Source organism: Arthrobacter sp. P1_A5, from assembly GCF_056406825.1.
Map to the genome: position 1 here is coordinate 1 of NZ_JBFTZL010000168.1, position 10,693 is coordinate 10,693.

General features: G+C 63.7%; 14 protein-coding genes. 5 read left to right on the plus strand and 9 right to left on the minus strand.

Annotation, left to right across the window (positions count from 1 at the left end):
• The 5 genes from AC1D1S_RS17135 to AC1D1S_RS17155 form a co-directional block, all read right to left on the minus strand.
• Positions 1-1,156, minus strand: a 1,156-nt coding sequence (locus AC1D1S_RS17135; protein ID WP_476995012.1) for a PRC and DUF2382 domain-containing protein, incomplete at its 3' end; no start/stop codon positions are given.
• A gap of 603 nt (positions 1,157-1,759) precedes the next feature.
• Positions 1,760-2,107: a hypothetical protein gene (locus AC1D1S_RS17140; protein WP_476945197.1), complete on the minus strand. Its 348-nt coding sequence runs from the start codon at positions 2,105-2,107 to the stop codon at positions 1,760-1,762.
• Positions 2,108-2,266: 159 nt separating this feature from the next.
• Positions 2,267-2,713 (minus strand): Hsp20/alpha crystallin family protein, encoded by a 447-nt coding sequence (locus AC1D1S_RS17145; protein ID WP_476995013.1) that lies wholly within the window; start codon positions 2,711-2,713, stop codon positions 2,267-2,269.
• 332 nt (positions 2,714-3,045) lie between these two features.
• The gene (locus tag AC1D1S_RS17150; RefSeq protein ID WP_028276267.1) at positions 3,046-3,312 is read right to left on the minus strand and encodes a GlsB/YeaQ/YmgE family stress response membrane protein; all 267 of its coding nucleotides are present in this window, start codon (positions 3,310-3,312) and stop codon (positions 3,046-3,048) included.
• Between the two features lie 201 nt (positions 3,313-3,513).
• The gene (locus tag AC1D1S_RS17155) at positions 3,514-3,951 is read right to left on the minus strand and encodes a MarR family winged helix-turn-helix transcriptional regulator (RefSeq protein WP_243177450.1); all 438 of its coding nucleotides are present in this window, start codon (positions 3,949-3,951) and stop codon (positions 3,514-3,516) included.
• Between the two features lie 382 nt (positions 3,952-4,333).
• Between AC1D1S_RS17155 and AC1D1S_RS17160 the strand changes: the two genes are divergently transcribed.
• The 4 genes from AC1D1S_RS17160 to AC1D1S_RS17175 all read left to right on the plus strand — a co-directional run bounded on the left by AC1D1S_RS17160 (position 4,334) and on the right by AC1D1S_RS17175 (position 7,452).
• Complete coding sequence (locus AC1D1S_RS17160) at positions 4,334-5,173, plus strand: hypothetical protein (RefSeq protein WP_476995014.1); 840 nt, start codon at positions 4,334-4,336, stop codon at positions 5,171-5,173.
• A complete protein-coding gene (locus AC1D1S_RS17165; RefSeq protein ID WP_028276270.1) occupies positions 5,170-5,583 on the plus strand; it encodes a phage holin family protein in 414 nt (137 codons plus the stop codon). The genes AC1D1S_RS17160 and AC1D1S_RS17165 overlap by 4 nt, the downstream gene beginning before the upstream one ends.
• A gap of 19 nt (positions 5,584-5,602) precedes the next feature.
• On the plus strand, positions 5,603-6,211 hold the full coding sequence (locus AC1D1S_RS17170) for a DUF3618 domain-containing protein (protein WP_243177452.1): 609 nt from the start codon (positions 5,603-5,605) through the stop codon (positions 6,209-6,211).
• 119 nt (positions 6,212-6,330) lie between these two features.
• On the plus strand, positions 6,331-7,452 hold the full coding sequence (locus AC1D1S_RS17175) for a YihY/virulence factor BrkB family protein (RefSeq protein ID WP_439954082.1): 1,122 nt from the start codon (positions 6,331-6,333) through the stop codon (positions 7,450-7,452).
• Positions 7,453-7,464: 12 nt separating this feature from the next.
• On the opposite strand, the gene AC1D1S_RS17180 is transcribed toward AC1D1S_RS17175, so the two are convergent.
• From AC1D1S_RS17180 to AC1D1S_RS17195, 4 genes are all read right to left on the minus strand, one after another.
• Positions 7,465-8,025, minus strand: a complete 561-nt coding sequence (locus tag AC1D1S_RS17180) for a maltokinase N-terminal cap-like domain-containing protein (protein WP_476995015.1) — start codon at positions 8,023-8,025, stop codon at positions 7,465-7,467.
• 70 nt (positions 8,026-8,095) lie between these two features.
• Positions 8,096-8,443, minus strand: a complete 348-nt coding sequence (locus AC1D1S_RS17185) for a DUF6510 family protein (protein WP_243177459.1) — start codon at positions 8,441-8,443, stop codon at positions 8,096-8,098.
• Positions 8,440-9,177 carry an FAD-binding oxidoreductase gene (locus tag AC1D1S_RS17190; RefSeq protein WP_476995016.1) on the minus strand — a complete coding sequence of 246 codons (738 nt, stop codon included), beginning with the start codon at positions 9,175-9,177 and terminating at the stop codon, positions 8,440-8,442. The genes AC1D1S_RS17185 and AC1D1S_RS17190 overlap by 4 nt, the downstream gene beginning before the upstream one ends.
• Positions 9,178-9,187: 10 nt before the next feature.
• On the minus strand, positions 9,188-9,781 hold the full coding sequence (locus AC1D1S_RS17195; protein WP_243177987.1) for a sulfite oxidase-like oxidoreductase: 594 nt from the start codon (positions 9,779-9,781) through the stop codon (positions 9,188-9,190).
• 163 nt (positions 9,782-9,944) lie between these two features.
• Between AC1D1S_RS17195 and AC1D1S_RS17200 the strand changes: the two genes are divergently transcribed.
• The coding region (locus AC1D1S_RS17200; protein WP_476995017.1) for an MFS transporter at positions 9,945-10,693 on the plus strand (749 nt) is incomplete at its 3' end.

Genomic DNA, 10,693 nt, shown 5'->3' on the forward strand with positions numbered 1-10,693 from the left:
CCTCGGAGCCCTCGGAGCCCTCGCTGTCCTCGCCGCTTTCGCCGTCAAAGTGTTCCTTGTGGACCTTCTCACGGATGGTGACTTCATCTGCGACCGTTTCAGTAACGATGCGGACCCGTTCAACCGGGACGGTCTCCTTGGTCACTATGACGCGCTCTTCGTGAAGGATTACCTCGTCGTCGCTGGCCGGTCGGTTCGAGACCTCGCCGCGGTCTTCCTCGGCAATCGGTTCCCGCTCGATTCGAACCTCTTCGCGTTGCACTGGCACCGTCCTGGTGACGGTTTCCGTCGTGACGTATTTGCGCAGGCGCCCCCGGCCCGTGGCGTCGCGGGTTCCGGCGCGGTCGATTCCGGTGGTGTCCTGCCGTGTCGTGGGTGGCGTTGCGGCGTCGGTGGTGGGTGTCGCTGTGCCGTATCCGGCTGTGCCCGTGGCGTCGGGGGTCTCGGCGCGGTCGGTATCAGTGGCGTCGCGGGTTTGGGCGCGGTGGGTTCCGGTGGTGTCCTGTCGTGTCGTGGGTGGCGTTGCGGCGTCGGTGGTGGGTGTCGCTGTGCCGTATCCGGCTGTGCCCGTGGCGTCGCGGGTCTCGGCGCGGTCGGTATCAGTGGCGTCGCGGGTCTCGGCGCGGTCGGTATCAGTGGCGTCGCGGGTTTGGGCGCGGTCGGTTCCGGAGGCGTCCTGTCGTGTCGTGGGTGGCGTCGCGGCGTCGGTGGTGGGTGTCGCTGTGCCGTATCCGGCTGTGCCCGTGGCGTCGCGGGTCTCGGCGCGCTCGGTTCCGGAGGCGTCCTGTCGTGTGGCGGATGCTGCGTCAGCTGTATCCGCGTCCGTGTAGGTGCGTCCGCTGTCCATCCGGTAATGCTGGTAGAGCCGGTCTTCCTCGGCAGGCTCCAGAGGCCGATCGGCGTCGATCCTTGGCGCGTCCTTGACCTGATTTTTGTTGTACGGGACGACGATGTCATTGCCCTCCAGCCGAGCACCCTCGAGGGGAACAAATGATTCCGACATCCCGAACAGGCCCGTACGAACGGTTACCCAGCTGGGCTGGCCGGCTTCGTTGTCTACGAAGACCTGGCCGATGGAGCCGATCTTTTCTCCGTCTCCCGACAGGACATTTGCGCCTTGGCTGAGCAGACGGTCAATTTGTTCGGTGGTGAGCATGACCTCTCCTTGGATCTCTTCGGTTGAAATAGTGGCTCCGGTCAGGAGCCCCTGATGGACCGCCCGACCGGTACCGGACAGGACCCTTTGGTGCTGTCCGGTGCTTGGGAAGCGTCCGCGGCACTGCGAACTCCGGGAGGGGCGATGATCAGCCGGCAGTGTGCTCAGCTGAGAACTTCCGCGGCCGACCCGCAGTTCTGGCACGGTCAGGGTCCTGCGCGAGACCTTCGCGAGCGGCGGCCTGAAGCCGAAAGAGAGCGGAGACTGGGGATGAACGTTGTCGCCACCGCCAGTCCGGCTTGGAGCCGGTGGGAAATGTCCAATGGAATGCGCCGCCATTCGATTAGGAGCTGGGACCGGTCCCGTCGCGCAGGGAGTTCTCCCGCGCCGTTTTCCGTGTTATATCACGAGCCCGGCTAGATTAGGAAGCCCCCTTATGAATAGGTGGGCTCCCGGCGGCTGGGCTCCGCCGGAGGGCACGCTGGGAAGCCCGGCGCCCAAGAGACGGGCCGGTGAGGACACCCGTGGCGGGCATTCCAGGCCGTACAGGTGGGGTCCTTGCGCGAGGCGATGGCGGAGAGAGAATGGTGAACTGGACCAGGTCTAGTCTTGGTCCAGTTCGTCGAGCAGGGACTTCGCTGCGGCGGCGATGTCATCGTAGTTATTCTGGGCGGCCCGGCTCTGGATGGCGAGAATCGCGCAGCGATGCAGCCGGCGGAAATCACCGAAGGGAAAGCTGTAGCGCCCCTTCGTGTCGTGCGTCTTCTCGGCGTCTTCGCCCAGATGCCACGTGCCGTACTCCTTGTACCCGTGCTTGTCGATGAATGCGTTTTCTGCCTCGGCGTCGGGCGCGTGCTCGCTCCAATCGTCACGGGTATCCCGGGCAAACCTCGAGTCCTTGATGAGCTGCCGAGCATGACGCAGCGCCGCGTCGTTGATCTTGATAGTCATGAGGTGGTTTCCGCTCGTCTCAAATTTCCGGGGCGGGGGCTGCGGAGGCGTGCCGGGGCTGGGCGCCAKTGCACCAAGACCGGCCGCCCCCTTTGCCATGCCAGAAGGCGCGCGCGGTCGCCGGTGGGTGCCGGGTGAGTCATGTGCCGGAAATGCCGTTCAGGTCACGAAGTTCTCCGGTGCTTCCGGTGACTGGTTTCCACCGCGGGAGACGTGGACTTTCGTGGGGGACGGTCCGGACTGCTCCGGGACTTGGGCGCGGATTTCCAAGACACCGTCGATGTAGCTGGCCTCGACGGTGTCAGGGTCCGCGCCGCGGGGCAGCGGGACGCTTCGCGAATATTCGCCGTACCGCACTTCGCTTCGGTAACCCGGTTGATCCTTGTGCGCGGGCTCGGTGCGCCGGGCAGCGATATTCAGGCTGCCCTCGGTGACGGTGATATCGATGTCCTTGTCCGGGTCGATGCCGGGGATGTCGGTTCTGACCACCAAGGTGTTTCCGTCCCGGTATTCTTCGACCCTGAGCCAGGTGTCCGTCTCGCCTTGCAGGAAGCGCCGGACTGGTTCGGGCACGTCGATGCCCGTGCGGCGGAATAGGTTGTCCATGTCTATCTCCTTGCTGTTTAGCATCTCTGGTCTCACGGTGCCGGATGCGCGCGGAGCAATGACTCCTGCCGCTTTAGCGACTACTACTTACGACGGCGACGCCGGAACCGGCCGCCGGAGATGCGCTCGGAGGCTTTCAAAGCTTGTTCTCGGCGAGGCGTTGCGGGCGGTCGCCCGGCATGAGGTGAAACGTCATGAGGTTGGACTCGGCGGCGCGGGCCGAGAAACGCCGGGAGTTTCCTCCCGGGGTGTTCCAGAACCGGCCCGCAACCGTCTGACAGAAGTCGCAAGGCGTCCTCAGCGGCAGCCCTGCATCCGGAGGTTCGAGGCTGCTACGCCCTGGTCCTGCGACCGGCAAGAGCCCCATAGATCAGGAGCACAATAACGGCCCCGAGGATGGAGAGGAGCCAGGTCCGCAGGTCAAAGAAGTCAGCGAGCCCTCCGCCGAAGATCAACGAGCCGATCCAACCTCCGAGGATTGCGCCCACGACGCCAACAACGAGTGTGATCAGCCAGCCGCCTCCTTGACGGCCGGGAAGGACCGCCTTGGCGATAGCTCCGGCGATAAGGCCGAGAATGAGAAAAGCGAGAATTCCCATCTTTGTACTTCCTTTCGGTAGACCGGTCGTGGAATGCGGCCGTACCGGCGATTTAATCAGCATGCATAGTAACGCGCAATACCCGGCTCAGCGGCCTTCTGTCTTGCTCGCCCCTTGCCGGTCCGAACTGCATTGGAAGCGGCGACTGGCCGTGGCGCCGGGCGGGGGAGGCTCAGTGGCAACCAGCCGCGGGAGGCTAGTTCATTGGCGCCGGAGGCCGTCCTTGGGCGGGGAGGGCACGTCGAGCCTGGGGTGCCGGGCCGTGGAGCCTGGGGTGCCGGGCCGTGGAGTCTGAAAGAAATCCACAAACCGGGCGAGTTGCTCAGACAGTGCCTCCCACCCGTCGAAGTCGGCGGGAACGGCCGCACGCTCAGCCCTGGAGGCCGCTTGCAGTGCCGCGCGGCCGGCGTCGGTAATCTCAACCTGAAATTGGCGCCGATCCTCAGGGTTTCGCGTCCTCGTGACCAGCCCCGCGTCCTCGAGCCGGGCAAGGACGCGGCCGAGCGTTTGGCTTTGGACATGAACTCTTGCGGCGAGCTGTTCCTGGTACATCGGGCGGGGTGCCACGGCTTCCAGCGCGATGACGGCGGCACGCGTCAACCCCAGTGGCGCCAGGGCATCGTCGTGGAGGCGTTGCACTAAACGGGCCGCTGAGGTTAGAAGCCGGTAACCGTCCCGGGCGTTGGGCTCACGGGCGACTATCACGAAGAAGACCTTCCTGATTGGGTGGCAACGAAAGTCACGCTGCCTGCGACGTCGGCACGAAGCGCCGACGCTGGATACCCACCCTATGCATGCCGGGCTCCCTTTTGGCAAGTATGCTTACTATTTTTCACGCGCGGCCCACAGGGCGGGCGGCGATTCACCCGACGGGCGGAAGGTGGACCGTCCGATTTTCGTTCGAGGCCTTGCGCGACATATAGCAAGTGTGCTTAGTATCTAGTTAGTAACCGTGCTTACTAATTTCATCCGGTAGCGCTAGTCACGATCCCAAGCGGACCATTCCTGAAAGAGAGCAACGATGACACAGAACCCATGGGCCCAGGCAGCACCCGAAGCTTCCCCGGACCGGTACGCCGGTKTTGGAGTTGTACCCCCGCAAGGCACGGGACGTGCTGACTCCAAACAGGAAGCGGCCAAGGACGAAGCTGCGGACGTAACGCGGCACGCGGCAGACGCTGCCCAGAACGTCGCCGGGACGGCCAAGGCGGAGGCAGCCAACGTTGCCGCCGAGGTCAAGACCAATGCCCGGGACCTGCTGCACCAGGCAAAGTCCGATCTCACCGAGCAGGCAGGAACCCAGCAGCAGAAGGTCGCCGAAGGTCTGCGGTCCGTCGCAGGCGAATTGCATTCCATGGCTGCCGCCTCTGACCAGCCCGGCGTGGCCACTGACCTCGTCCGCCAAGCTGCCGAGCGGTCCTCCGCTGTTGCGTCCTGGCTSGATGGCCGGGATCCGGGTTCGCTTCTGACCGAGGTAAAGTCCTTTGCCCGGCAGCGCCCGGGCACCTTCCTCCTGCTCGCGGCTGGAGCCGGTGTCCTGGCTGGGCGTCTCAGCCGCAGCTTGAGCGCCGGCGCCCCCGAAGCGACGGGCGCTACCGCTACCGGCACGTCCACTGCTGGCCGGATCCCCGATACCGGGGTAGCGGTTCCGCCGCCGCCGGTACAGATGCCCGCTCCGCAAACCACGACGGCGGGCCTCGCTGACACCTATCCGCCGAATCCGCTGGACTCCGATTTGGGAACCCCCGATCCGCTCCGCGACGCCKGGCAGGGCCGCCGGTCCTCAGAGTCCGTGGCTGGTGAGCCATTGCAGCAGGCTGATCCGCTGCGCGATGACCCCTTTGATGGTGGCCGTCGATGAGCAGCGAAATGCCTCCCACGGCCGCGCAGGCAAAGGCTGAATCGACGTCCCTGGGTGACCTCCTCGGTGAGGTCACACGGGACATGTCCACCCTGATGCGACAGGAAGTGGAACTGGCCAAGGTCGAACTCAAGCAGTCCGCCACCCGGGCAGGCAAAGGCACCGGCATGCTCGCCGGCGCCGGCGTCGCTGGCCATTTCGTGCTCCTGTTCCTGTCTTTGGCGCTCTGGTGGGCGCTGGGGATCGTGATGGGACTGGGCTGGTCCGGCGTTGTTGTCGCCGTCATCTGGGCAGTTGTCGCCGCCGTTCTGGCAGCCATGGGCCGCAAGGAACTGAACGCGATCAAGGGCATGCCGAGGACGGCTGAAACCCTCCAGGAAATCCCGCCCACCCTAAAACCCAACTCCTAAGATTCAGCGAGGAAACACGATGAGCGAAAACCCGGATGTCATCCGAGCAGATATTGAAGCAACCCGTGCCCGCCTGGGCACAAACGTGGACGCCGTCGCTGACAAAGTCACGCCGTCGCATATCGTCCAGCGGCAGACGGATAGAGTCAAAGAGAACGTCAAAGACGCCGTCTTCGGAGTAAAGGATAAAGTCATGGGAGCCGCAGACCATACCGCCGACCACGTCCACTCCACCACCGGAAGCGTCGGCTCGCATGTGAGCGACGCGGGCTCCGCAGTTGCGGGCGCGCCGGGCCAGCTGAAGAACAGGACACAGGGGAACCCATTGGCTGCCGGGTTGATCGCCTTTGGTGCCGGCCTGCTCGTTTCCTCCCTGATCCCGGCCAGTCAGAAGGAGCGTGAAGCCGCTGATGCCCTCAAATCGGCAGCCGAGCCACTCACCACGGAACTGACGGACGCCGCCAAGCAGGTAGCCGAAGGGCTCAAGGCGCCCGCCCAGGAAGCTGTGGAGAACGTCAAGGCCACTGCCGCGGACGCAACCGATCACCTCAAGGCAGACGGGCACGCCGCTGTGGAGGACGTCAAGGATCGGACTGCCGAAGCCAAGGACAACGTTCAGCAGGCCTGAGGCCGCGTCTGAATAAGGCCGGCTGCCCTCGCTGATGCGCTGGGCGGCCGGCCATTTCCCTTAACCCCACGAAGGAATTTCCAATGGCCAAGAACCCAACCAAGGCAGAAAATGAATCCATGACTGACGCCGAAACGGACGAGAGCAGCACCGCCAAGGCCCGCACGGCACCTGCCCCGGACGACTCCCGTAAACCGGACAGCCCGGCCGACGTCACTAAGCCCTCGTGGAAGTACATCGCCAAAAAGACCCTGCGTGAATTCACTAAGGACCAGTGCCCGGATCTCGCCGCAGCACTGACCTATTACGCGGTGCTTTCTATTTTCCCGGCGCTGTTGGCCCTCGTGTCGTTGCTGGGCATTTTCGGGGACGCCAAGAAGACCACATCCGCTCTCATGGAGATCGTTCAAGGATTCGCGCCCGGTGACACCGTTGACGCGATCCGCCAGCCAATCGAGCAGCTCAGCAGTTCCTCCGCTGCCGGCCTCACCCTGGTACTCGGCATCCTCACCGCCCTCTGGTCCGCCTCCGGTTATGTCGGAGCCTTTGGCCGGGCAATGAACCGGATCTACGAAATTGACGAGGGCCGGCCGTTCATCAAACTTCGGGGCACGATGCTCGCCGTCACCATTGCCGCCGTGCTGATCGTCCTCGTGCTTTCAGCCATGCTAGTGCTGAGCGGGCCGGTGGCGGACGCTGTCGGCAACTCGATCGGCCTGGGCGGGGCCGTCCTGACGGCGTGGAACATTCTCAAGTGGCCGGTGATTCTGTTGCTCGTGATTCTGGTGATCGCCATCCTCTACTACGCTACGCCGAACGTAAAGCAGCCCAAGTTCCGCTGGATGAGCCTGGGTTCCGCTATCGCCTTGGTCATCTTCCTGCTGGCGTCCTTGGCCTTCGCTTTCTATGTGGCCAACTTCAATAGCTACGAGAAGACCTATGGTGCGATCGGCGGCGTCATCATCTCGCTGCTGTGGCTCTGGATCCTGAACATGTCGTTGCTGTTCGGTGCCGAGTTCGACGCCGAGATGGAGCGTGGACGCCAACTCCAGGCCGGCATTGAGGCCGAAGAGACCATCCAATTGCCGCCACGGGACACGAAACAGAGCGACAAGCTCCAGGCCCGCGAAGAAGAGGACATTCGCCGCGGGCGCGAGCTCCGGGAACAGCACGGGATCCAGCCTGAACGGCAGGAAGGCAATACCCAACCCCGCGACACGGACGGAGTGGGGCGCCCCTAACCCGCGGAAATGTCAGGCATCACTGATGGCGGCGAGTTTGACGTTGTCCTTCTGACCTTCCCATGTGCCGGTCAGCGCGAGCGGGCCGGCCGGTTGCTCATCCAGGTCCAGCCGCCGGATAACAAGCAGGTGAAGGTCAGCAGTCTCGATGGCGGTGCCGGCGTCGGTGGCGCGCGGTGCCGCTGAAGAGACGTCAGGGACTGAATCGAGTTTCGGCCCGGTGCTTCGCACGAAGACCGTCTGGGCCAGGAGTTCCAGGTTTTCCCCTTTTTGGAGGTATTGCTCTGCCTGCGGCCGGCCCAGCATGATGCTCGCCGCCAGCGCTGCCACGTAGATTGGATCGGCGCAGGCATCGTAAACCCACCTCGGGCCGAGAACCGAGTGCTGCATGGTTCCGACCAACCAGGATTCCGCGCCGGCCAAGGGTTGGGCCCTGTACGTGAGTGGGACTTGAAAAGTGGAGTTACCCACCGACACGATGATGGTTTCTATGCCGACCTCGCCGGCCCCGGCCGAGTGTCGTTGTTCCAGATCCAGTGGCGCCCATGATGAAGCGTTGAGGGTGTTCAGCATCGTCGCAGACTACCTCTTCACGCCCCCTGCGGTCTTGAGCACGGCGGGGTGCGGATAGCAGAGCAGCGCGTTAGGTCTCCCGGTCGATCTGCAGGTAGCTGAGTCCGCTGACATCGAGCCAGAATTTGGTCGGAGTCTCTACGAGACGCAGCAGGACGCCCCCGCAGGAACTGCAGCGCACAACCATTCCCGGGGCATCGGCATAGACCGCTGCTTCCCCGAAGACCCTGACCGCGCCACAATTCTTGCACCGACCGATCGCTGCAATGATGTCGATGCGGAACAGTTCCCACAGGGGTCCTGCTGCCGCGTTCCCGTCAAGATGAGGTATCGGATTGCCTGCGGTCCCGGCGATATCCTGGTCCTCGAGGCGCGGGTCCTCAGCACCAGGGGAAGCGGAGCCGTTGTTGCCAGTCACCGTGTTCCTCCCGTTCCGCCAAAGCGTTCGGTCTTGATGGAGGCGGCAGGATAGCCCGCCTGCACCATCCACACTGTGACCGTTTCGACAAACATCGTCTGACCGCAGATGAAAATGTCGGGTGCCATGTCCGCCGGCAGGATGCTTGCCAACAGTGTTTCGGCGGTGAGTCGCTTCGGGGCCCTTGGCCAGCCCTCCGGAACTTCGCGTGTATAGACATAGTCGACCGTCAGCTTGGGAGATCCCTGGTTCAAGGTGAGCAGCTCCTCCCGATAGAACCCTGCCTCGGGCGATTTCAGCGAGTACAGCAACCGGAACTGTGAAGGATTCCCGGATGCCTCGTGGGCGCGGATCATGGACATGAGCGGGACAATGCCGGATCCCCCGGCGATGAGCTGAACCGGGTTGGGGTCGGTCGGAAGCCAGACGAACCAGCCGCCGACGGGCCCCCGGATCTCCAACTGGTCCCCGACCATCAGGTCTCTGACCAGATAGGGGGAGACCTCCCCGTTGGCCAGTTCGTCGACCGTGATCTCCAGGAGTTCGTCCATGCCGGCTGTGGCTACTGAGTAGGACCGCACCGCCGTGTATCCGTCGTCCGCCGTGAGCCGGATATCGATGTGCTGGCCGGCAAGGTTGCCGTTCAGCCCGTCCACGCGCAGGCCGATGGTTCTGGAGGATTCCGTTTCAGGAACGCCGCGGATCACCTCGGCGACGCGCCACAGGGTGCTCATCTGTCCTGCCTCATGAGTAGCGCTCCTCGCGCCAGGGGTCGCCGTAGATGTGGTACCCGTTCGATTCCCAGAAGCCGGGAACATCGTGCGGCATCAGCTCGATGCCATTGATCCACTTCGCACTCTTCCAAAAGTACAAGTGGGGTATCAGCAGGCGGGCGGGGCCACCGTGGGCCCGTTCCAGAGGCTCACCGTCGAATTGCCACGCCACCCATGCCTGGCCGTCCAGCAGGTCCTGCAACGGGACATTGGTCGTATAGCCGCCGTAGGAGTGAGCCGTAGTGAACTCGGACGTTGTTTCCACATCCGCGAACAAGGTGTCCAGGGACACCCCGCGCCACGAGGTGCCCAGCTTGGACCAGCTGGTCACGCAATGAATATCGGTCCGGATGTCGACCTGCGGTAGTGCCAAGAGCTCATCCCAGGACCAGGCGCGGCGCTGCCCAGTCTCCGTAGTAATGAAGAATTCCCAGTCAGCCCGGGCGATATAAGGTGCAGGGCCCGCCGTCAGTACGGGAAAGCTTGGCGTCTCGTATTGGCCGGGTGGTAACGCTGGATTGCCGGTGCGCCGTTTTCCATGAAAACCAGACGAGATGATTCCCATCATGTACCTCCGATGCGGAGCTCCGCCGGTCGAATGTAATCGGTGCCCCAACGATAGGGCAACGGCGGGACAGAGACCAGACATAAAAATATACTCCGGCGACGGGCTGAACGTCCTTCCATATGTGAGTCCGGCAACCGCCGGGGCGGGTGTAGCTTGAAGGATGGGTTCCCTACCGTCGGCGCGTACGCAGAGGCTCGTGCTGTGGATCGCGATTCTCGCTTCCTTTGTGTCGTTTCTCGACGGCAGCGTCATCAACGTAGCGCTGCCGGCCATTTCCCGTGAACTGGGCGGCGGACTGACAACGCAGCAATGGGTTGTCGATGCCTACCTGATCACCCTGGGGTCACTGATCCTGGTCGCCGGTTCGCTCTCTGATTTGTTGGGCCGGGTTGTCATTCTCCGGGCAGGCCTGATCGGGTTCGGCGCGACATCAGTGATGTGTGCGCTGGCACCCACAGCGGACTGGCTGGTCCTTGCCAGGGCGCTTCAAGGCGTGGCGGGCGCCTTGCTGGTGCCCAGCTCTCTGGCTCTGATCACATCAAACTTCGACGAAGCGCCCCGGGCGAAGGCAATCGGCCAGTGGACTGCTGGTACAACCGTGGCTTTCATCGCGGGACCCCTGCTTGGTGGAGTGCTCGTTGATTCGGTGGGCTGGCGCTGGATCTTCGGAATCAACGTCCTGCCCATTGCCGTGACCTTGTACTTGCTAGCCGTGCTGCGGGTCAAGGATGTTCGCAAGGAGGGCGTGCGGATCGACTACGCGGGTGCCGTGCTCTGTGTGCTCGGGTTGGCGGGGCCGGTCTACGCGCTGATCGAACAGGGCAACTACGGCTGGGGGAGCCCACTCATTCTGATGCCCCTCGTCCTCGGCATCCTGTGCCTCGCCGGGTTCATTTGGCGGGAAAAGAC